At 34.7% G+C, this 21,692-nt stretch carries 22 protein-coding genes and 2 tRNA genes; all 24 read left to right on the top strand.

Annotation, left to right across the window (positions count from 1 at the left end; all coding sequences use genetic code 11):
• Positions 1-18: 18 nt before the first annotated feature.
• The 24 genes from yabP (at position 19) to lysS (ending at position 21,393) form a co-directional block, all read left to right on the top strand.
• Positions 19-324: a sporulation protein YabP gene (gene yabP / locus COE53_RS09580; RefSeq protein WP_056474457.1), complete on the top strand. Its 306-nt coding sequence runs from the start codon at positions 19-21 to the stop codon at positions 322-324.
• Positions 321-932, top strand: a complete 612-nt coding sequence (gene yabQ / locus COE53_RS09575; RefSeq protein ID WP_069033963.1) for a spore cortex biosynthesis protein YabQ — start codon at positions 321-323, stop codon at positions 930-932. The genes yabP and yabQ overlap by 4 nt, the downstream gene beginning before the upstream one ends.
• Entirely contained in the window at positions 933-1,310 is a 378-nt protein-coding gene (locus COE53_RS09570; RefSeq protein ID WP_098947894.1) for an FtsB family cell division protein, read from the top strand. It begins immediately after the preceding gene.
• 85 nt (positions 1,311-1,395) lie between these two features.
• Positions 1,396-1,866 carry a S1 domain-containing RNA-binding protein gene (locus COE53_RS09565; RefSeq protein ID WP_056474447.1) on the top strand — a complete coding sequence of 157 codons (471 nt, stop codon included), beginning with the start codon at positions 1,396-1,398 and terminating at the stop codon, positions 1,864-1,866.
• 154 nt (positions 1,867-2,020) lie between these two features.
• A tRNA-Met gene (locus tag COE53_RS09560) sits at positions 2,021-2,097 on the top strand.
• Between the two features lie 11 nt (positions 2,098-2,108).
• Positions 2,109-2,180 (top strand) — tRNA-Glu (locus COE53_RS09555).
• A 330-nt stretch (positions 2,181-2,510) separates the two neighbouring features.
• Positions 2,511-4,985: a stage II sporulation protein E gene (spoIIE, locus tag COE53_RS09550; RefSeq protein WP_069033965.1), complete on the top strand. Its 2,475-nt coding sequence runs from the start codon at positions 2,511-2,513 to the stop codon at positions 4,983-4,985.
• A gap of 79 nt (positions 4,986-5,064) precedes the next feature.
• Positions 5,065-5,799: a VWA domain-containing protein gene (locus COE53_RS09545; RefSeq protein ID WP_069033966.1), complete on the top strand. Its 735-nt coding sequence runs from the start codon at positions 5,065-5,067 to the stop codon at positions 5,797-5,799.
• Positions 5,768-6,889, top strand: coding sequence for a protein kinase domain-containing protein (locus COE53_RS09540; protein ID WP_069033967.1), 1,122 nt, complete (start codon positions 5,768-5,770; stop codon positions 6,887-6,889). Before COE53_RS09545 ends, COE53_RS09540 begins: the two co-directional genes overlap by 32 nt.
• A 71-nt stretch (positions 6,890-6,960) precedes the next feature.
• On the top strand, positions 6,961-8,349 hold the full coding sequence (gene tilS, locus COE53_RS09535) for a tRNA lysidine(34) synthetase TilS (protein WP_069033968.1): 1,389 nt from the start codon (positions 6,961-6,963) through the stop codon (positions 8,347-8,349).
• 9 nt (positions 8,350-8,358) lie between these two features.
• Entirely contained in the window at positions 8,359-8,898 is a 540-nt protein-coding gene (gene hpt / locus COE53_RS09530) for a hypoxanthine phosphoribosyltransferase (protein WP_069033969.1), read from the top strand.
• A gap of 81 nt (positions 8,899-8,979) precedes the next feature.
• Positions 8,980-10,896, top strand: a complete 1,917-nt coding sequence (gene ftsH / locus COE53_RS09525; protein WP_069033970.1) for an ATP-dependent zinc metalloprotease FtsH — start codon at positions 8,980-8,982, stop codon at positions 10,894-10,896.
• A gap of 257 nt (positions 10,897-11,153) precedes the next feature.
• Entirely contained in the window at positions 11,154-11,918 is a 765-nt protein-coding gene (locus tag COE53_RS09520) for a type III pantothenate kinase (protein ID WP_056474433.1), read from the top strand.
• 13 nt (positions 11,919-11,931) lie between these two features.
• Entirely contained in the window at positions 11,932-12,807 is an 876-nt protein-coding gene (gene hslO, locus COE53_RS09515; protein ID WP_098947892.1) for an Hsp33 family molecular chaperone HslO, read from the top strand.
• A gap of 154 nt (positions 12,808-12,961) precedes the next feature.
• Positions 12,962-13,882, top strand: coding sequence for a cysteine synthase A (gene cysK, locus COE53_RS09510; RefSeq protein ID WP_069033972.1), 921 nt, complete (start codon positions 12,962-12,964; stop codon positions 13,880-13,882).
• 145 nt (positions 13,883-14,027) lie between these two features.
• Positions 14,028-15,458, top strand: coding sequence for an anthranilate synthase component I family protein (locus tag COE53_RS09505; RefSeq protein ID WP_069033973.1), 1,431 nt, complete (start codon positions 14,028-14,030; stop codon positions 15,456-15,458).
• Positions 15,455-16,042 carry an aminodeoxychorismate/anthranilate synthase component II gene (gene pabA / locus COE53_RS09500; protein WP_069033974.1) on the top strand — a complete coding sequence of 196 codons (588 nt, stop codon included), beginning with the start codon at positions 15,455-15,457 and terminating at the stop codon, positions 16,040-16,042. The genes COE53_RS09505 and pabA overlap by 4 nt, the downstream gene beginning before the upstream one ends.
• Positions 16,039-16,911 (top strand): aminodeoxychorismate lyase, encoded by an 873-nt coding sequence (pabC, locus tag COE53_RS09495; RefSeq protein WP_098947890.1) that lies wholly within the window; start codon positions 16,039-16,041, stop codon positions 16,909-16,911. Before pabA ends, pabC begins: the two co-directional genes overlap by 4 nt.
• Before the next feature lie 65 nt (positions 16,912-16,976).
• A complete protein-coding gene (folP, locus tag COE53_RS09490) occupies positions 16,977-17,750 on the top strand; it encodes a dihydropteroate synthase (RefSeq protein ID WP_084006901.1) in 774 nt (257 codons plus the stop codon).
• Positions 17,743-18,105 (top strand): dihydroneopterin aldolase, encoded by a 363-nt coding sequence (gene folB / locus COE53_RS09485; protein WP_069033977.1) that lies wholly within the window; start codon positions 17,743-17,745, stop codon positions 18,103-18,105. Before folP ends, folB begins: the two co-directional genes overlap by 8 nt.
• On the top strand, positions 18,102-18,599 hold the full coding sequence (gene folK, locus COE53_RS09480) for a 2-amino-4-hydroxy-6-hydroxymethyldihydropteridine diphosphokinase (protein ID WP_091024811.1): 498 nt from the start codon (positions 18,102-18,104) through the stop codon (positions 18,597-18,599). The genes folB and folK overlap by 4 nt, the downstream gene beginning before the upstream one ends.
• Complete coding sequence (locus COE53_RS09475; RefSeq protein WP_056474403.1) at positions 18,551-18,751, top strand: helix-turn-helix domain-containing protein; 201 nt, start codon at positions 18,551-18,553, stop codon at positions 18,749-18,751. Before folK ends, COE53_RS09475 begins: the two co-directional genes overlap by 49 nt.
• A gap of 30 nt (positions 18,752-18,781) precedes the next feature.
• Positions 18,782-19,780: a tRNA dihydrouridine synthase DusB gene (gene dusB, locus COE53_RS09470; RefSeq protein WP_069033979.1), complete on the top strand. Its 999-nt coding sequence runs from the start codon at positions 18,782-18,784 to the stop codon at positions 19,778-19,780.
• 131 nt (positions 19,781-19,911) lie between these two features.
• Positions 19,912-21,393 carry a lysine--tRNA ligase gene (gene lysS / locus COE53_RS09465; RefSeq protein WP_098947888.1) on the top strand — a complete coding sequence of 494 codons (1,482 nt, stop codon included), beginning with the start codon at positions 19,912-19,914 and terminating at the stop codon, positions 21,391-21,393.
• Positions 21,394-21,692 lie beyond the last annotated feature (299 nt).

Genomic DNA, 21,692 nt, shown 5'->3' with positions numbered 1-21,692 from the left:
GTAAATGGAGGGACTAGTATGAATAATCCGTATGAGTTAAATGCGAAAAATACAAGCCAAATAATCGAGCAGGATTTATCTTTAAAAAGTAGAAGATACCTTGAAATTACTGGAGTAAAACAGGTTGAGAGCTTTGATAGTGAAGAGTTCCTATTAGAAACAGCTTTAGGCTTTTTGCATATTAAAGGTCATAATTTACAAATGAAAAACCTCGATGTAGAAAAGGGTCATGTAGCAATTAAGGGAAAGATTAATGAACTTTGTTATATTGACGAATACAACTCGGGGAAAGCTAAAGGAATCTTTAGCAAGCTATTTAAATGAGCTTAAACGTTCAGTTCTACTCTATGATAGCGATGGTCGGTATGGGTGCTTATCTTGGTATGGCGCTAGATACATACCATCGTTTTTTATATCGAGGTACTCGTAATCGATTGATTGTATTTGCAACTGATATATTATTTTGGGTTTTTCAAGCACTACTAGTTTTTTATGTATTATACTTAGTTAATGAAGGTGCACTTAGGTTTTATTTACTATTAGCTTTACTATGTGGTTATGCTGCATATCAAAGTCTTTTTAGAACTATTTATAAAAAAATATTAGAGCTTGTTATTCAGTTGGTTATTAGCATTTATCGCATTATATTAAAGTTAATCGTAATATTTATTGTAAAACCTATAAAGTGGATTATTCAGGTAATAATTATCATTCTTTTGTTTATTTATGGACTCCTTATTCGACTAATCCGTTTAGTTTACAACGTTGTACTATCAATTCTTTTATTTTTCGGCAGAGTATGTTGGTTTTTTGTGCCAAAACGAGTCAAAAACTATTTAATACAATTTAAAGGAGTTTTCGGAAAATTCAAGAATATCTTCCTTACTACTATTAAAAAAGTAAAGGACCTTTTAGATAGGAGGAAGAAATAGGTGGAACATGCGAGAAAATTGGATTTAACTAGTCAAGTTCAAGATAAACAAAATATTACTTTAGTTGAGGAACATGGTGTTAAGCCTAGGAGAAGAAGTTTTAAAAAGTTTTTAATGCGAATTTCATTATTTTGCTTTTTAGCTGTCCCCCTATTCTTTTTATTACAATCACATTATGTAACACAACAACATGTGTATTCATCTAAAGTAGAACAATTAAAACTAGCAGAAGTTGATTTAAAGAAAACAAAGAGTACGGTAAAGGATTCGAAGCGCATGATTGACCAATTGAACGATGATCAATATATTATTGAGTTAGCTAGAAAAAACTTATTTTTTTCTAAAAAGGGAGAAATAATTTTTCCTAATATCAAGTAATTATCGTTTCATTGACACTTGTTTTTATAATTTTATATAATATAGTAAATCCAGTTAAACATTTTTAAGGAGGAGCATTTTTTTTATGTCAATTGAGGTAGGCAGCAAAGTTAGTGGGAAAGTTACAGGGATTACAAATTTTGGTGCTTTTGTAGAGTTACCAGAAGGAGTAACTGGACTTGTTCACATTAGTGAAGTAGCTGACAACTATGTTAAAGATATTAACGAACATTTAAAAGTTGGCGATGAAGTAGAAGTAAAAGTAATCAATGTTGAAAAAGACGGTAAAATCGGTCTTTCAATCAAAAAAGCGAAAGAACGTCCACCAGTAAAAGAGGGAGAGCGTGAGCAAAGACCTCGTCAAAGCAGACCTTCATATGGAGGCGGCGGTGGTGGAAACCGTGGCAAAAATCAAAACCGTTCGGATCAACGTCCGGTTAAAGAAACATTTGATCAAAAAATGAGTAAATTTTTAAAAGACAGTGAAGACCGTCTAGCTTCATTAAAACGCAACACAGAATCTAAACGTGGTGGCCGTGGAGCTCGTCGAGGCTAATTTCCTACCTTGTCAGGACATAAATAGGTATATAGAACACGCACTCTTTAATGGGTGCGTTTTTGTATGGAAAAAATAATAAAATAAGATTTAAAAAAACTGTTGACGGTTAATTGGTACCATGATAATATAAATCTTGTCGTTTAAAGATAATGGCGGTGTAGCTCAGCTGGCTAGAGCGTACGGTTCATACCCGTGAGGTCGTGGGTTCGACTCCCTCCGCCGCTACCATTCCCTTTAACGGCCCGTTGGTCAAGTGGTTAAGACACCGCCCTTTCACGGCGGTAACACGGGTTCGAATCCCGTACGGGTCATACAACAACAAAAACGTTTGGTCTCTATATAAGAGGCTAGGCGTTTTTTTCTTTTTCTGGAACATGCGTCCCCGTCTCTTAAAACCACTCTTCTTTCCAAACTTTTTCCCTTTATTCTGAATTTCGATTGACATAAAATTTAATAAATGCGTTTCTTTTACCCTATTAGAGAAATTATGCTGCAAGCTTTTCTCATATTTTGTAAAACAGTTGCACGTAAAAGCTTTTTCCGTCGAAGAAAACTTTTATTTGCCTTTGTCATTTTGACATATTCCTTCAATTGGACAAGTTAAAATATGTTCAATAAACCAATTCGGATGAGGTGGAAATATGACGAAACTGCAAAGAGGGTCTTCTAATTCTTCAGCAAGCTTGGTCCCTACTAATGGATTTCAATCAGTATTTCGGCAATCTTCTAAATCAATTAAATCAAAATTAGAGAGAGCATTCTTTGATTGGGGGTTACTAATCTTTCTAACGGGATTTTTATTAGGACGAGCGTTGATCCTATCACATATTCTCCCGTTTGTATTACCGTTTTTTGCCTCAGTTTATATGATGAAACGTGAGCGTACAGGAATCGCTTTTGTTGCTCTTATGATCGGCTCGTTAACTGTGTCGATTGAAACGGTTAGTTATGCGTTTGCCACAATTATCCTATTTTTCATCCTTAATATCTTCTTCGCTAGAGTTAAACGACATTATATAGGTTTAGTACCTTTTCAAGTTTTTTTATCAGTATTTATTAGTCATCTATTAATTACTTATGCTTTTCAACAAGAAGTTCTGATGTATGATGTTTTGATGGCATCAGTTGAAGCGGGATTAAGTTTTATTTTAACGATGATCTTTTTCCAAAGTGTACCACTACTCGCGATTCCTAAAAGAAAACAGCTTTTAGGTGTTGAAGAAATCGTATGTTTAGTTATTCTTTTAGCTTCAGTTGTGACGGGGACGACTGATTGGTATATTCAAGATTTATCTATTCAGCATATTGTTACTAGATACATCGTCTTACTATTTGCCTTCGTAGCCGGAGGAACGGTAGGTTGTACAGTAGGGGTTGTAACGGGCCTTATCCTAAGTTTAGCGAGTGTTTCGAGCCTATATCAAATGAGCTTATTAGCATTCTCTGGATTACTCGGTGGCCTCCTTAAAGAGGGAAAAAGATTAGGTGCGGCAGCTGGCCTATTAATTGGGACATGCCTCATCAGCTTTTATGCTGAGAAACAATCAGATATTATTTTTTCAATTATTGAATCAGTAATAGCGATTGTCTTATTCTTAATAACACCATCTTTCCTACTAAAACAATTAGCTAAACTAGTACCAGGAACAGAAGAACACTCTACAGATCAACAACAATATTTGCGTAAAATAAGAGATTTGACAGCTAATCGAATTACTCAATTTTCAAACGTGTTTGAAGCATTATCTGCAAGTTTTTCACAGCCTAGCCAGTTTGCACATATTGAGGACGAATTAACTGATGAAGAACTGTTTATTTGTAGTATTTCAAATAAGTGCTGTAATAGTTGTATGAAAAAGGATCATTGCTGGTCAAACAATGGTGACCGAACATATCAATACATGGAAAATATGATGCATTTAGTTGAAAAGGATCAGCTCATTAAGAATGGCCAATTTATGAGAGAGTGGGAGAAATACTGCCAACGTTCTTCAAAAATGGCAGATTTAATGAAGCAAGAGGTTTTCTACTTCCGTGCAAATCAAAGACTTAAAAAACAAGTTCAAGAAAGTAGAAGATTAGTGGCAGAGCAATTACGCGGAGTTTCAAAAGTAATGGTCGATTTTGCAAAAGAGATTCAACGAGAGAAAGAAAATCATCAATTACAAGAAGACCAAATCCTACAAGCTTTATTAAACTTTGGAATTGACGTTAGCCAAGTAGAAATTTATAACTTAGAGCAAGGTAATATTGATATAGATATATTGATTCCGTTTGAAAATGAGTATGGTGAATGCCAAAAATTAATTGCGCCGATTCTATCAGATATTTTAAAAGAAACGATTGTCGTATTAAAAGAAGAGGCAGCGACAATACCAAATGGAGGTAATTACTTAGTTACATTTGGATCAGATAAGGCGTTTGTTATTGAAACTGGAGTTGCGACTGCAGCTAAAGGTGGAGGCTTTATTTCGGGTGATGCATTTAAAATAATGGATGTTGGAGCAGGAAAACACGCTATTGCGATTAGTGATGGAATGGGAAATGGTGAGCGAGCTCATATTGAAAGTAATGAAACACTAAAACTACTTCAAAAAATATTAAATTCAGGTATTGAAGAAACTGTCGCTATTAAATCAATTAATTCGATTCTATCATTACGTACTACTGAAGAGGTCTTTGCTACACTGGATCTAGCGATGGTCGATTTACACGATGCTTCAGCAAAATTCTTAAAAATTGGTTCATCGCCAAGCTTTGTTAAACGAGGGAAGCAAGTTATTAAAATTGAAGGCAGTAATTTACCAATTGGGATAATTGATGAGTTTGATGTAGAAGTCGTGAGTGAGCAGTTAAAAGCTGGAGACCTATTAATTATGATGAGTGATGGTATTTTTGAAGGTCCTAAACATGTAGAGAATTACGAAATGTGGATGAAACGTAAAATAAGTGAATTTGAAACGGATGATCCACAATCAGTAGCTGAATTGTTACTAGAGGAAGTTATTCGTTCGAATACAGGCGATATTAATGATGATATGACAGTTGTGGTTGCTGTTGTTAAACGAAACTTGCCAGAGTGGTCATCTATCTCATCGTATAGTGCGATGGCTTAGTAAAATAAATTAAATAAAGGTTTATCCCCTCCCGTAATTGGACAAAATGGTAACAACTTTTACGCGGAGGGGATTTTGTATGTATAAGGGAAAGTTAAAACAAATTCTATTAATAACTGATGGTTATTCAAACCATGGTGAAGATCCGTTAGCTGTTTCAAGTTTGGCACAAGAATACGGTATTACAGTAAATGTAATTGGAATTTTAGATGAAAATGTACAAAGTGGTGACGGTTTAAAGGAAATCGAGGAAATTGCTAGAGCAGGTGGAGGGATTAGTCAAGTCGTTTACACAAAGCAACTTTCTCAAACTGTCCAAATGGTTACAAGAAAAGCAATGACACAAACAATTCAAGGATTTGTTAATAAAGAACTTAAGCAAATTTTAGGTGATAGCAATTCAATAGAATCACTTCCTCCTTCAAAGCGAGAAGAGGTTTATGAGGTTGTAGAGGATATCGGTGAAACTGTAGGTTTAGAAGTTATTATTTTAGTAGATACGAGTGCTAGTATGAAAGACAAACTAGAAACCGTTAAGGAATCATTATTTGATTTACAAATTAGTTTAAACTCAAGAACAGGAGAAAATGCCTACTCATTATTTATATTTCCCGGGAAACATGACGATGTAGATAAATTACTAGATTGGACGCCTAAGTTAGAAAAATTAAACACTATTTTTCCTAAGTTAACAATGGGCGGTATGACGCCAACCGGTCCTGCTCTACGTGAGGCTTTAAACTATTTTAACGAACAAAACTACAATAGAGGTAATAATGGTGATGATGAACAATCAATTGAATGGGCAGATTAATTTAGCGCCTGGGACTCTCATTACTGGAAAGTGGAATAAAAACAATTACGAAATTAAGAGTTTACTTGGAAATGGAGCAAATGGAACAGTTTATCTAGCTTCTGGAAAAACTGGAGATGTTGCTATTAAGCTGAGTAAAGATTCTACTAATATCACGAACGAAGTAAATGTTTTAAAAAAAATCACACAGGTCCAGGATTCAATCCTTGGGCCTTCTTTTATCGATGTAGATGACTATATAAATCCAGGGACAAATGAATGCTGCTATTACTATGTTATGGAATATGTAAATGGTGTAAGTTTACCAAACTTTATTGAAAGAAATGGAATGGAATGGAGTAGTATTTTTATCATACAAGTTTTATCATTGTTAGATAAATTGCACCATAAAGGCTTTATTTTTGGAGATTTAAAAACAGATAATCTACTAGTTACGAAAGAACCAAATAAAATCCAATGGATCGATTTTGGAGGAGTTACTCAAATTGGACGTGCAGTTAAAGAGTTTACGGAGTTCTTTGATCGTGGTTACTGGGGCTTAGGTTCTAGAAAAGCAGAAATTTCCTATGACTTATTTGCTGTTACGATGATTTTTATCCACTTGCATTGTAAAAAGCAGTTTTTAAAAAACGGGTTGGGAATAAATCAAATTGAACAAGTAATAACCCAAACACAAACCCTTAAGCCATATAAAGAATTTCTAATGAAGGGATTAAAAGGGGAGTATACTAATGCAAGTGCTATGAAACAAGCTCTATTAATGTATGAACAAAAGATAAATGCTACAAAAAAGAAGAATAGTAAAAAGGATCAAGTTACTACAGCACAAACGATGAATCAAACAAGGCAATCGAAAAAGCAAAGTCAGACTGCTAATCAATCAACACAATCAAAAAAACATAGCCAGCCTACAAATCAACCTAGAAATTCAACTAGTCAGAATCAAAAACCTAACCAATCAACACAGACAAGAGCAGGGAACAACATCCAAGTGAAGCAAAAGAAAAAAAGAATTCACTGGTTTGAAACATCGACCATTCTCTTGTTAATGGGCTTGGCTTATGCATTATATTTTTATTATCAGCTGTAAATTATAGTACTCCAAGTGTGTGAATGGTAACATATAGATATGAATTTTACTTTCATTAGGAGTATAGTTAAATGGTAATTAATCAATTAAAGGAATTTATAAAACAAAACAATATTATTAGAAATAGTGTAATTGTGATCGGTGTTTCTGGAGGTCCAGACTCAATGGCGTTAGCTCATTCTTTTTTATCTATTAGAGAAGAATATGAGTTCTCGATTATTATCGCACATGTAGATCATATGTTTAGAGGGCAAGAATCTTTAGATGATTTAGAATACGTTAAGAACTGGTGCCTCCAAAATAACGTACAATATGAAGGTAAAAGCATAAATGTGAATCAGTATATCGAGGAAACGGGTTTAAGTAGTCAATTGGCGGCAAGGGAATGTCGATATCGTTTTTTTGACGAAACGATGAAGAAATATGAAGCGAATTATTTAGCGTTAGGTCATCATGGAGAGGACCAAGTTGAAACGATTTTGATGCGTTTAGTAAGAGGTAGCTCGCAGGTCGGTTACGCTGGCATTAGGGAAAAGAGATCTTTTAGTACAGGCGAAATTATTCGTCCATTTTTAGATTTAAGAAAACAAGCATTAACTACATATTGTCACGAACAAAGTATTATCCCTCGAAAAGATCCAAGTAATGATAAAGATGTTTACACTAGAAATCGATTTAGACATCATATTCTACCTTTTATATTTGAAGAAAATCCAACTGCACATAAAAGATTCCAGCAGTTTAGTAGACAGCAATTGGAAGATGATCTATATTTAATGGAATTAACTGAAGACGCGATGAATACAGTTATAAAAAATAAAGAAAAGCAAGCAGTCACTATTGACGTTAAACAGTTTTTAAATGTGCCTATATCTTTACAAAGAAGATGTATTCAACTAATATTAGATTATGTCTACCTATATATCCCTAAAGGCTTGACACAAGGGCATCTTAATTCAATTCTGACTTTATTACGAAATGAAAAATCTACGTGGGAGCAGCATTTACCAGGAGGACTTTTTGTCACACGCTCATATAATGAATGCATCTTTACATTCGAACAAATGAATGTGAAGGATTATACTATTTCTATTAATGAGCCTGGCGAATACGATCTACCAAATGGTTTTTCAATTAAAGTTGAATTAAACAATCAATATTTTGAACAAAAAAATGACACATTTATTTGTTCTGTCAAGGATGTTTCTTTTCCACTCATTGTTCGGAATCGAAAGAATGGTGATCGAATGTCATTAAAGGGTATGAATGGGTCAAAAAAGTTAAAAGATATATTTATTGATGAAAAAATGAAACAATCATTACGTGATGAATGGCCAATAATTACGGATAGTCAAAATAATATATTATGGGTACCTTTCGTAAAGAAATCTGCATTTGAAAGAAATTTTTCGACAGATGAGTCACTCATTGCAATACAGGTGGTTTCTAAGAGTTTCTAGGAGGAAAAAATGAAACAAGACATTCAACAAGTATTAGTAAGTGAAGAGGCAATTCAACAAAAAGTAGTAGAATTAGGTGCAGTACTAACTGAAGAGTACAAAGACCGCTTTCCACTAGTAGTGGGTGTTTTAAAAGGAGCTCTTCCGTTCATGTCTGACCTTATCAAGCATATTGATACATATATCGAAATTGATTTTATGGATGTTTCTAGTTATGGACATAGTACAGTTTCTTCTGGTGAAGTAAAAATTGTAAAAGATTTAAATACTTCTGTAGAAGGAAGAGATGTAATCATTCTAGAAGATATTATTGATAGTGGTCTAACATTAAATTATTTAGTTGAACTATTTAAACATCGCAAAGCTAATACAGTTAAAATCGTTACATTATTAGATAAGCCAAGCGGACGTAAAGCAAGTATTGAGGCTGATTTAGTTGGTTTCGAAGTACCAGATGCTTTCGTAGTAGGATATGGTTTAGATTATATTGAACGTTATCGAAATCTGCCGTATGTTGGCGTTTTAAAGCCTGAAGTATACACGAAATAAGTCAAGTTTTATTCGTTTGTTTACATGGTATAACTATGCTACTATATAAAGTAATTAAATTGAAAGAGAGGAGGTTTGGAATTGAATCGAATTTTCCGTAATACAGTCTTTTACATATTAATCTTCTTAGTTGTGATTGGTGTTGTTACATATTTCAATGGGCCAGAATCTCAAGTTAAGAAAGTAAGTTACGATACATTTTATACTAAGTTACAAAAAGGAGATGTTAGCAGCTTAACATCTATCCAACCTAAAAATGGAGTGTACATAGTAAGAGGTCATTTTACAGATGTAAAAAAAGGCGAATCTTTCCAAACTCAAGTACCAATTAGTGACGAAACGACAAAAATAGTTAACAAAGCAGTTGCTGACTATAAAATAAAGGCTAATTGGAATCCAGCTGAAACAACAAGTGCATGGGTGCAAATTTTCACTTCACTCATTCCATTTGTTATTATTTTCATTCTTTTCTTCTTCTTAATGAATCAAGCACAAGGTGGCGGAAGCCGTGTTATGAACTTTGGGAAGAGCAAAGCTCGTCTTTATAATGACGAGAAAAAGAAAGTACGATTTAAAGATGTTGCAGGTGCAGATGAAGAGAAGCAAGAGCTTGTTGAAGTTGTAGAGTTCTTGAAGGATCCTCGTAAGTTTTCTGAATTAGGTGCAAGAATTCCTAAAGGGGTACTATTAGTAGGACCTCCAGGAACAGGTAAAACATTATTAGCAAGAGCTGTTGCAGGAGAAGCTGGAGTTCCATTCTTCTCAATCAGTGGTTCTGATTTCGTTGAAATGTTTGTAGGGGTCGGTGCTTCTCGTGTTCGTGATTTATTTGAAAATGCGAAGAAAAACGCTCCTTGTATCATATTTATTGATGAAATCGATGCTGTAGGTCGTCAGCGTGGTGCTGGATTAGGTGGAGGTCACGATGAGCGTGAACAAACATTAAACCAGTTACTTGTTGAAATGGATGGTTTTGGTGCTAACGAAGGTATTATCATCATCGCTGCAACAAACCGTGCAGATGTTCTTGACCCAGCGTTATTACGTCCAGGTCGATTTGATAGACAGATTACAGTAGACCGTCCAGATGTAATAGGACGTGAAGCGGTATTAAAAGTTCATTCAAGAAATAAACCATTGTCACCAGAGGTAGACTTAAAAGCTATTGCTCAAAGAACTCCTGGTTTCTCTGGTGCAGATTTAGAAAACTTATTAAACGAAGCGGCATTAGTTGCGGCTCGTCGTGATAAAAAGAAAATTGATATGCTTGATATTGACGAAGCAACTGACCGTGTAATTGCGGGACCTGCTAAGAAAAATAAAGTTATATCTGAAAAAGAGCGAAAAATTGTTGCATTCCATGAAGCTGGACATACGGTTATTGGCCAAGTGTTAGACGAGGCTGAAATGGTTCATAAAGTAACAATTGTACCTCGTGGTCAAGCTGGTGGTTATGCAGTAATGCTTCCAAAAGAAGATCGTTACTTTATGACAAAACCAGAATTACTTGATAAAATTACAGGTCTACTTGGTGGACGTGTTGCAGAAGAAGTGGTATTTGGTGAAGTAAGTACAGGAGCTCATAATGACTTCCAACGTGCAACTGGTATTGCTCGTCGTATGGTTACTGAGTTCGGTATGAGCGATAAACTAGGTCCATTGCAATTTGGTCAATCTCAAGGAGGAAATGTATTCCTTGGTAGAGACTTTAATAATGAACAAAATTATAGTGATAAAATTGCTTATGAAATCGACGTTGAGATTCAAACAATCATTAAAGACTGTTATGCAAAAGCAACTGATATTATTAAGACGCATCGCGATAAATTAGACTTGCTTGCTAACACATTATTAGAAGTGGAAACTTTAGATGCAAAAGGAATTAAGAGTCTTTGGGAACAAGGTACACTTCCTACATCTCCATCTTCAAAAGATGAGGTTAAAGTCAACATTTCTAAAAAGAATGATGAACCAACTGAGCCTAAAATCACTGAATAAAAAATTAAGAGTGTCTTTCTAGACACTCTTTCTTTTGTTTATTGGTGAAAAGTAAAGTTGACCACGACCACGGGGATATCGTTTCATTGAAGCGTTTTAACAAACCAATAGGAACCCATGACCACAGTAGAAAGCATCTATTTTTAAACTACTATCAACTTGTGTTATCATTATTTTTATAGTGATTAAAAAATGTACTTGAGACAAAAAATATAAAATAAAAGTTTTATTTTTGAAATGGAGAGACGGTGGATTATATGTTGTTTGTAATCGATGTAGGAAATACAAATACTGTTTTAGGTGTTTACCAAGAAGATGAGTTAATACATCATTGGAGAATTGAGACGAATCGTTATAAAACAGAAGATGAGTACGGTATGGTCATTGGTTCATTACTTGAATATGCAGGTATTGGGTTTGATGAGTTTCATGCAGTCATTATTTCATCAGTTGTCCCACCGATTATGTTCTCACTGGAAAGAATGGCAACAAAATACTTTAAACAAAAGCCACTAATCGTTGGTCCTGGTATAAAAACAGGTTTAAACATAAAATATGATAATCCGAAAGAAGTTGGCGCAGACCGAATTGTTAATGCGGTTGCTGGAATTGCACAATACGGAAGCCCGCTGATAATTGTAGATTTCGGAACAGCTACTACATATTGTTATATAGATGAAAATAAAAATTATATCGGTGGAGCAATTGCTCCAGGTATCAATATTTCAACAGAGGCACTCTATACAAAGGCCTCAAAGTTGCCTCGCATAGAGCTTTCAAGACCTTCTAATATTGTTGGTCGTACAACTGTAGAAGCAATGCAGGTTGGAATCCTATATGGTTATGTAGGTCAAGTTGAAGGTATTGTAAAACGAATGAAAGCTCAAGCAAAGGTAGAACCTACTGTTATAGCAACTGGTGGACTTGCATCATTAATATCTAAGGAATCGGATATCATTGATGTCATGGATCCATATTTAACACTAAAGGGTCTACATTTAATTTATAAACGAAATTCTTAAAAAGGGGTACATCATGAAAGATTATTTAGTAAAAGCATTAGCTTTTAACGGTGAAGTCCGTGCATATACCGTTAGATCAACAAATATTGTAAAAGAAGCTCAAGAACGTCATGACACTTGGTCAAACGCTTCTGCTGCATTAGGTCGTACACTCACAGCTGCTACAATGATGGGTGCTATGTTAAAAGGCGAAGAGAAATTAACTTTAAAGGTTGAAGGTAATGGCCCAATTGGCCATATTTTAGTCGATAGTAATGCAAAAGGTGAAGTACGAGGATATGTACAAAATCCACATGTACAAACTGAACTTAACAAACATGGAAAAATTGATGTAGCAAAAGCTGTTGGTACTGTAGGTACAATCTCAGTTGTTAAAGATATTGGTATGAGAGAACCTTTCACAGGCTCAGTACCTATTGTATCAGGTGAACTTGGTGAAGACTTTACTTACTATTTTGCTGTATCTGAACAAACACCTTCATCTGTAGGTGTCGGTGTGTTAGTAAACCCAGATCATTCGATTTTAGCAAGTGGAGGATTTATTATTCAAATCTTACCTGGCGCTAGTGAAGAATGTATTACACAAATTGAAAATCGTTTAAAAACGATTAAACCAGTTTCTAAACTAATTGAAGAAGGCCTGACTCCAGAAGAAATTTTATATGAAGTGTTAGGTAAAGAAGAAGTTAAAGTTTTAGAAACGATGGATGTAAAATTCCAATGTCAATGCTCAAGAGAGAGAATTGAGGGTGCTCTTTTAAGTATTGGTAAACAAGAATTGGAATTAATCTTAGAAGAGGATGGAGAAGCAGAAGTAACATGTCATTTCTGTAATCAACCTTATCATTATTCTGATGAACAATTAAAAGAGTTAATTAACAAATTGTAGGTGAAAATTGAAGGAATTTGTCGAGCTTTCTTTTCATAATTTATTATGAATTTCATACAAGTTATGTATAGGAGAAAGTAATTGACAGATTCTTTTGTTTTTTACATAATGTATATTAAACAGGTCAATATACTTGGAATTAGGAGTGGATGAAATGAAAGTTGCAAATTCAGTTTACGAATTAATCGGTAGAACTCCAATTGTAAAACTTAACAGATTAGTAGACGAGGACAGCGCGGAAATTTACTTAAAACTAGAGTTTATGAATCCTGGTAGCAGTGTTAAAGATCGTATTGCACTTGCGATGATCGAGGATTCGGAGAAAAAAGGTTTAATAAAACCAGGTGATACAATTATTGAACCAACTAGTGGAAATACTGGTATTGGATTAGCAATGGTAGCTGCTGCTAAAGGCTATAAATCAATTCTAGTAATGCCAGAAACAATGAGTATTGAGAGACGAAACTTATTACGTGCATATGGCGCAGAATTAGTTCTAACTCCAGGTCCTGAAGGAATGGGAGGAGCAATTCGTAAAGCTGATGAATTAGCAAAAGAAAACGGATATTTCGTTCCACAACAGTTTAATAATATTGCAAATCCTGAAGTTCACCGTTTAACAACTGGTCCTGAAATTGTTGAACAAATGGGAGACCAACTTGACGCATTTATTTCAGGAGTAGGTACAGGAGGAACAATCTCTGGTGCAGGAGCTGTTTTAAGAGAAGCTTACCCTGGCATTAATATTGTCGCAGTTGAACCTGAAGACTCTCCAGTTTTATCAGGTGGTAAACCAGGTCCGCATAAAATCCAAGGCATTGGAGCAGGTTTTATACCTGAAACATTGAACACGGATATTTATGATGAAATCGTACAAATCAAAAATGATGATGCAATGGAAACAGCTAGAAAAGTAGCAAAAGAAGAAGGTATACTTGTAGGTATCTCTTCTGGTGCTGCGATTAGTGCTGCATTACAAGTTGCAAAAAAACTTGGAAAAGGTAAGAAAGTACTTGCGATCATTCCAAGTAATGGAGAGCGTTATTTAAGTACAGCATTATTCCAATTTGAGTAATTTTTTTGGTTGATTAAATGATAAATTTAAAACCCCTTTGCTAGCTGCAGAGGGGTTTTTTGTTTTTCCATAAAATGCTTTGATGTATACTTCTTACTTTTTGTGTAAAATGAAAAAAGAAGCGCTATCAGAGGGGGATATTCACATGAATTATGAAATCTTTTCAAAAGTTATCAATTATACTACACCTTTCTTTAAATACTTTGTAGAAACGGCAAAAGAGAAAAAGAATGCCGTACTTCTTGAAAGTGGTCGTGACGGAAGATATTCAATTATGGCATCTAATCCAGTTGCAAAGTTATATGGGAAGGATAATAAATTAACGGTCGAAGTAGGAATTGAAGGATGCTCCGAAATAGTAGAATATGTAGGAAATCCAATAGATTTAGCAAAGGAATATCTAACTAAATACACAGCGGAAAAAAGAGATGACCTACCACCATTTCAGTGTGGAGCAATCGGTTATTTCACATATGACTGTAACCATTATATCGAAGACCTACCAAAGATGGCTGAGGATGTTTACAATATTCCAGATGTTTATTTATTAATCTTCCATGAAGTGGTTGTTTTTGACCATCAAGAAAATCAATTATATTTTATTGTAATAGATGAAATGAATAATGCTGATAAGGCACAAGAACGAATAGACTCTTTAGAAGAGTTCTTCATTAGTGAAATAGAGCAAATCGATTTATCTAGAAGAACTTCTACCGAGGAGATTGAAAAAACAATTTATATGTCTGAACAAAAATTTACAGATGCTGTTGGTAATGTTAAAGAATATATCAGTGCGGGGGATGTATTCCAGGTGAATTTATCCGTGCTACAATCTGAGACGCTTGTAACAGATCCACTGTATATATATGAGCAGCTTAGAGAAATAAATCCATCACCATATATGTCCTATTTAGATTTTGACGAGTTTCAAATTGTTAGTTGCTCACCAGAACTGTTAGTAGCAAAACGTGATCAAGAAGTTTGGACAAGACCAATAGCAGGTACGAGGTCACGTGGTAAAACAGTTGAAGAAGAACAACAATTGATGGAAGAACTACGTTCAAATGAAAAAGAACAAGCTGAGCATATTATGTTAGTTGATCTAGAGCGCAATGATTTAGGAAGAGTATGCGAATATGGAACTGTTGAAGTGGACGAACTATTAGTGATCGAAAAGTATTCACATGTAATGCACCTTGTTTCAAATGTTAGAGGTGAGCTACAAAAGGGTAAAGATTCATTTGACTTGTTAAAAGCAGTATTTCCCGGGGGAACAATAACAGGAGCTCCAAAAATCCGTACGATGGAAATTATTGAAGAACTAGAGCCGACCAAGCGTGGCATTTATACAGGTTCTGTTGGATGGATTAGCTTCACTGGAGATATGGAGTTAAACATTACGATTCGAACAATGATTACAAAAGACCAGCAAGCATTTGTACAAGCCGGTGCTGGCATTGTTATTGATTCTAATCCAAAACATGAGTATTTAGAAAGCCTTAAGAAAGCTCAAGCTTTATGGACAGCTAAGAAAGTAAGTGAAGAAAAAGCACAGTTGGGTGGGAATGTAAAATGATATTAATGATTGATAATTATGATTCATTTACCTATAATCTAGTTCAATATTTAGGCGAATTAGGTGAAGAGTTAATTGTTAAACGAAATGATGAAATTACTTTAGAAGAAATCGAAGCATTAGCCCCATCTTATTTGATGATTTCACCAGGTCCTTGTACACCAAACGAAGCAGGAATCAGTTTAAAAGCAATTGAACACTTTGCTGGGAAAATCCCAATTTTAGGCGTATGCTTAGGACACCAATCAATCGCTCAAGTGTTTGGAGGTGACGTAATACGTGCAGAACGCTTAATGCACGGAAAAACATCTGCAATTACACATGAAGGTTTAGGATTATTTAATGATCTACCATCACCAATTGATGTTACACGATATCACTCTTTAATTGTTAAAAAAGAAACTTTCCCTGAGGAGCTTGAAATTACAGCTTGGACGAATGAGGGAGAAATTATGGCTTTAAAACATAAGACATTACCGATTGAAGGAGTGCAATTTCATCCGGAATCGATTATGTCACAATTCGGTAAAGAAATGCTTAGAAACTTTTTACAAGCATATAAACCATCTAGGAGTACAGTATGAAACTATATTTTAATGGAGAATTCTTGAACGATCATGAAGTGAAAATATCTCCATTTGATCATGGCTTTTTATATGGCTTAGGAGTATTTGAAACATTTCGGATCTATAATGGGCATCCATTTTTATTATTTGATCATTTAATGCGTTTAAGAAAGTCGTTATTGAACCTGAATATCGAGTGGAATTTGCTAGATGAGGAAATACAAACGATTTTAAATAAGTTAATTGAATTAAATGGGTTGCAAGATGCGTATATACGTTTGAATGTTTCAGCAGGTGTAGGTGAAATAGGTTTATACACTGGGCAGTATTCGAATCCAAATACCATTATTTTCATTAAACCTATGCATGAAAGTAATATCTTAGAGAAAGAAGGGGTAATACTTAATACCCCTCGAAACTCTCCTGAAGGAAAAGAACGATTAAAGTCTCATCATTATTTAAATAATATTATCGGGAAAAAAGAGATCGGTAACTTACCAAGTATAGAAGGAATCTTTTTAAACAAAGATGGGTTTCTTTCAGAAGGTATCGTTTCAAATCTCTTCTTTATTAATCAAAATCGATTATATACACCACACGTTGATACGGGAATCTTGAATGGGATAACGAGACAGTTCGTGATTCATTGGGCAAAATTAAAAGGGATTACAGTTGAAGAGGGTTTCTACACAGAGCAAGAGCTGTTAAAAGCGGATGAAATATTTATTTCAAATTCAATCCAAGAAATTATTCCCGTTACAGTAATTGGCGAGCGGAGCTTTAATGTTAGTGAAAGTAGCGTAATAAAGGATTTGCAAAAGGATTATAGAATTCACCGACAATCCTTATTAAGCATGAATGAAATGGAAAGAAGTGAACAAGTGTGAGAAGAGCAACAAAACCTTTGATTTGTGGAAATTACGCATTACCTATTCAGGATGAAACAATAGTAATGGGGATTTTAAACGTAACCCCAGACTCATTTTCTGATGGTGGTCGATACAATGAAATTGAATTAGCGATACAACATGCAAAGAAGTTAATTGCTGATGGAGCAAAAATTATTGATATAGGTGGGGAATCGACAAGACCTGGAGCTGCCATAGTTGATGAAGACGAAGAGTTAAGAAGAGTTGTTCCGATTATTAAAGCACTATCTAAAGAAATTGATGTCCCAATTTCCATTGATACATATAAATCTGAAGTGGCAAAACAAGCTGTTGAAGCAGGAGCTACAATCATTAATGATGTTTGGGGAGCAAAGAAAGACCCTAAAATTGCTGAAGTGGCTGCTGCGTACAATGTTCCAATTTGTTTAATGCACAATCGAACAGATGAAAACTATTATAGTTTAATGAGTGATCTTGTCTGTGATTTAGTTGAAAGTATTAATATTGCAAAACGTGCAGGTGTAAAGGATGAAATGATTATTTTGGATCCGGGTGTTGGTTTTGCAAAATCAGCTGGGCAGAATTTGGAAGTGTTAAACCAAATGGAGCAGATTAAAGCACTGGACTATCCAGTGTTACTTGGTACTTCTAGAAAAAGGTTTATAGGGGAGGTTCTTGGTACTGAAGTACATGAGCGAATGGAAGGTACAGGGGCTACAGTCTGTTTAGGTATTACGAAAGGCTGCGAAATTGTACGAGTACATGACGTGTTAGCGATTTCCCGTATGGCTAAAATGATGGATGCTATGTTAAAGATTGGAGTAAATAATGGATAAAATATATGTAACAGGTATGAGATTTTATGGATACCATGGTGTATTTAAAGAGGAGAAAACATTAGGGCAACGATTTAATGTTGATTTAATTGTCGAATTAGATACAAAAAAAGCAGGAGAAACAGATGATTTGGCGTATTCAGTAAGTTACGCAGACTTATTTAAAACATGCGAAGAAGTAGTTCAAGGTCAGTCGTATGACTTAGTGGAATCAGTGGCTGAAGGGATTGCTAAACAAATATTAAATACATATGATTTAATTCAACAATGTACTGTAAAAGTCATAAAACCAGATCCACCAATACCAGGACATTATGATTTTGTAGCGGTTGAAATAACAAGAGGTCGCATATGAAAAATGAATCATATTTAAGTTTAGGAACGAATATAGGCGACCGAGAAGGTTTTCTTACAAAGGCTATTAGGGAATTAGTGAATCATCCAGATATTCAAGTAGAACAAATCTCTTCTATCTATGAAACAGACCCAGTTGGATACGTAGACCAAGATCCATTTTTAAATCTCGTTATTAAAATTTCTACCAATTTAACACCACTTCAATTACTTGATGTTACACAAGGGATCGAACAAAACCTTGGTAGAAAAAGGGAATTACGTTGGGGTCCAAGAACAATAGACCTTGACATTTTACTCTATAATCACGAAGATATAGAAGTTGAGCACCTAAGAATACCGCACCCGAGAATGTTTGAAAGAAGCTTTGTATTAATCCCCTTAAAAGAAATTAACCAATCAATTAAGGTTGAAACTAAATTTTTAGAGGATAAAGGAGTTCGATTATGGAAGCTGAAAAGTGGGGTAGACGGATTAGGGCTTTTAGAAAATTAAAAGGTTTTACCCAAGAAGGCTTTGCAAAAAACCTTGGAGTTTCTGTTTCGGTGTTAGGCGAAGTTGAGCGAGGGAATCGTATGCCAACTGAACAGTTTTTGCATGATTGTGCAAAACAATTAAAAGTAAGTGTAGAGGAATTATCAATATAAAGTTTTATTGTAATAGAAGGAGGATGGGATGTGCTAAAAATTGGTGACATCGAGATGAAAAATCCCGTCGTATTAGCACCGATGGCTGGAGTATGTAACTCAGCTTTCCGTTTGACAGTAAAAGAATTCGGTGCAGGTTTAGTATGTGCAGAGATGGTAAGTGATAAAGCTATTCTTCACAACAATAAAAGAACATTAGATATGCTTTATATGGATGAACGTGAAAAGCCATTAAGCTTACAAATTTTTGGTGGTGAAAAATCAACATTAGTTGAAGCTGCTAAGTACGTTGACGAAAATACGAATGCAGATATTATTGATATTAATATGGGGTGCCCTGTTCCTAAGATTACAAAAGTAGACGCAGGAGCTAAATGGCTTTTAGACCCAAATAAAATTCATGAAATGGTATATGCTGTAGCACAGAATGTCAGTAAACCAGTTACAGTTAAAATGCGTCTTGGATGGGATGACGATCACATATATGTAGTAGATAATGCAAAAGCAGTTGAAGCAGCGGGTGGAAAAGCAGTTGCGATCCATGGACGAACTCGTTATCAAATGTATGAAGGGAAATCTGATTGGAGCTGGATTAAAGAAGTTAAAAATCAGGTTTCTATACCGGTAATTGGTAATGGTGATGTGGAGACTCCTCAAGATGCTAAGCGTATGTTAGATGAAACAGGCTGTGATGGCGTAATGATCGGTCGTGCTGCATTAGGAAATCCGTGGATGATTTATCGTACAGTTAAATACTTAGAATCTGGTGTATTAATGCCTGAGCCAGAAGCTCGTGAAAAAATTGATGTATGTTTATTGCATTTAGACCGATTAATTGATCTAAAAAATGAACATGTAGCTGTAATGGAAATGAGAAAACATACAGCTTGGTATTTAAAAGGTTTGAAAGGCACTGCATTAGTTCGAGATCAAATTAACGAAGTTAGTACTCGTGCTCAAATGGTTGAAGTATTAACAACATACGTTAATGAAGTAGAAGAAAAAATGAAAGCAACTCAAGCTTTGTAAGTTTGACAGGTTTCGCTTGACAAAATATAATAAGTTATAGTAAACAAAACTGCCAGATCGAAATACTGGCAGTTTTTCTATTAAAATCATATTGTATTTAAATATTTGAATAATTACGTGGAGTTGAGAAAATGAGTCACGAAGAATTAAATGATCAAGCCCTTATACGTAGGGAGAAATTAAAAACACTTGAAGGAAAAGGTATCGATCCATTCGGTAAAAAGTTTGTGCGCACACATTCTTCAAATGATTTATTAGCACAATTTGACCAGTTTTCTAAAGAAGAACTAGAAGAAAAAGCGATTGTTGTTTCATTTGCAGGTCGAGTAATGACTAAACGTGGTAAAGGTAAAGCTGGGTTTGCACATGTTCAAGATTTAAATGGACATGTTCAAATCTATGTTCGTAAAGATGCTGTAGGCGAAGAACAATATGAAATCTTTGATATTACTGATTTAGGTGACATTGTAGGTGTTACTGGTGTGGTATTTAAAACGAATGTAGGGGAATTATCTATTAAAGTGAAAGAATATACATTCCTTTCAAAAGCGTTATTACCACTTCCTGATAAATTCCATGGTTTACAAGATGTTGAACAACGTTACCGTCAAAGATATTTAGATTTAATGAATATGGATAGCCGACAAACATTTATTGCTCGCAGTAAAATTATCCAATCTATGAGACGTTATTTAGATAGCCAAGGTTATTTAGAAGTTGAAACTCCTATGCTACATGCTATTGCAGGTGGAGCTTCAGCAAGACCGTTTATCACTCATCATAACGCGCTTGATATGGAATTATATATGCGCATTGCAATTGAGCTACATTTAAAACGACTTATTGTAGGTGGACTTGAAAAAGTTTATGAAATTGGTCGCGTATTCCGTAATGAAGGTATTTCTACTCGTCATAACCCAGAGTTTACGATGATTGAATTATATGAAGCTTATGCTGATTATGCTGATATTATGGAACTTACTGAAAATCTAATTGCTCATATCGCTAAAGAAGTTTTAGGTACTACTACGATTCCTTACGGTGAGTACACAGTAAACCTAGAGCCAAAATGGACTAGACTTCACATGGTAGATGCGATTAAAGAAGCTTGTGGAGTAGATTTCTGGCCAGAGATGTCAGTTGAGCAAGCAAGACAATATGCTAAAGAACATAATGTTGAAGTTAATGAGAATATGTCTGTTGGTCATATTATTAACGAATTCTTCGAACAAAAAGTTGAAGAAACATTAATTCAACCTACATTTATTTATGGTCACCCTGTAGAAATTTCACCGCTTGCGAAAAAGAATGCTGACGATCCACGTTTTACTGATCGTTTTGAGTTATTTATCGTGGCACGTGAACACGCTAACGCATTTACAGAGTTAAATGATCCAATTGACCAAAAAGAGCGTTTTGAAGCACAGCTTAAAGAACGTGAGCTTGGTAATGACGAAGCACATATGATGGATGATGATTATATCGAAGCATTAGAACATGGTATGCCACCAACAGGTGGTCTTGGAATAGGTATTGATCGATTAGTTATGTTGTTAACTAATTCTCCTTCAATCCGTGACGTTCTATTGTTCCCATTAATGAGACATAAATAAGATTTAACTAACTGGCTAAAGGAATACTTTTAGCCAGTTTTTTTATGATTGGATGTATCTTTTTAAAGGAATAAGGACATCATTTATTTATTGGAATCTGGTAGAAACTATCTGAATAAAAAGAATTTAAAATTAGGTATTGTATTTTGTTTTTATAGGTGTTATATTATTAAACGTTGTCACATTAATACGAAATGACAACGAAAAAAACTTTTGAAAAAACATTGACAACATTCAATAGAAAATGTTAAGATGTTTAAGTCGCTTCAGAGCGACAAGGTGAACTTTGAAAACTAAAC

The sequence above is a fragment of the Bacillus sp. AFS029533 genome, assembly GCF_002585125.1.
Taxonomy (GTDB): Bacteria; Bacillota; Bacilli; order Bacillales; family Bacillaceae_G; genus Gottfriedia; species Gottfriedia luciferensis_B.
The sequence above is the reverse complement of the archived record's forward strand: the minus strand, read 5'-3'. Positions and strand labels throughout refer to the sequence as shown.

Excerpts from the sequence above, each read along its gene's own strand:
- COE53_RS09545 (WP_069033966.1), top strand. The coding sequence starts at position 5,065 with ATGTATAAGGGAAAGTTAAAACAAATTCTATTAATAACTGATGGTTAT.
- cysK (WP_069033972.1), top strand. The coding sequence starts at position 12,962 with ATGAAAGTTGCAAATTCAGTTTACGAATTAATCGGTAGAACTCCAATT.
- hpt (WP_069033969.1), top strand. The coding sequence starts at position 8,359 with ATGAAACAAGACATTCAACAAGTATTAGTAAGTGAAGAGGCAATTCAA.
- COE53_RS09520 (WP_056474433.1), top strand. The coding sequence starts at position 11,154 with ATGTTGTTTGTAATCGATGTAGGAAATACAAATACTGTTTTAGGTGTT.
- COE53_RS09565 (WP_056474447.1), top strand. The coding sequence starts at position 1,396 with ATGTCAATTGAGGTAGGCAGCAAAGTTAGTGGGAAAGTTACAGGGATT.
- folP (WP_084006901.1), top strand. The coding sequence starts at position 16,977 with ATGGGGATTTTAAACGTAACCCCAGACTCATTTTCTGATGGTGGTCGA.
- hslO (WP_098947892.1), top strand. The coding sequence starts at position 11,932 with ATGAAAGATTATTTAGTAAAAGCATTAGCTTTTAACGGTGAAGTCCGT.
- folK (WP_091024811.1), top strand. The coding sequence starts at position 18,102 with ATGAAAAATGAATCATATTTAAGTTTAGGAACGAATATAGGCGACCGA.
- spoIIE (WP_069033965.1), top strand. The coding sequence starts at position 2,511 with ATGACGAAACTGCAAAGAGGGTCTTCTAATTCTTCAGCAAGCTTGGTC.
- tilS (WP_069033968.1), top strand. The coding sequence starts at position 6,961 with ATGGTAATTAATCAATTAAAGGAATTTATAAAACAAAACAATATTATT.
- folB (WP_069033977.1), top strand. The coding sequence starts at position 17,743 with ATGGATAAAATATATGTAACAGGTATGAGATTTTATGGATACCATGGT.
- yabQ (WP_069033963.1), top strand. The coding sequence starts at position 321 with ATGAGCTTAAACGTTCAGTTCTACTCTATGATAGCGATGGTCGGTATG.
- yabP (WP_056474457.1), top strand. The coding sequence starts at position 19 with ATGAATAATCCGTATGAGTTAAATGCGAAAAATACAAGCCAAATAATC.
- COE53_RS09505 (WP_069033973.1), top strand. The coding sequence starts at position 14,028 with ATGAATTATGAAATCTTTTCAAAAGTTATCAATTATACTACACCTTTC.
- pabC (WP_098947890.1), top strand. The coding sequence starts at position 16,039 with ATGAAACTATATTTTAATGGAGAATTCTTGAACGATCATGAAGTGAAA.
- lysS (WP_098947888.1), top strand. The coding sequence starts at position 19,912 with ATGAGTCACGAAGAATTAAATGATCAAGCCCTTATACGTAGGGAGAAA.
- COE53_RS09475 (WP_056474403.1), top strand. The coding sequence starts at position 18,551 with ATGGAAGCTGAAAAGTGGGGTAGACGGATTAGGGCTTTTAGAAAATTA.
- COE53_RS09540 (WP_069033967.1), top strand. The coding sequence starts at position 5,768 with ATGATGAACAATCAATTGAATGGGCAGATTAATTTAGCGCCTGGGACT.
- pabA (WP_069033974.1), top strand. The coding sequence starts at position 15,455 with ATGATATTAATGATTGATAATTATGATTCATTTACCTATAATCTAGTT.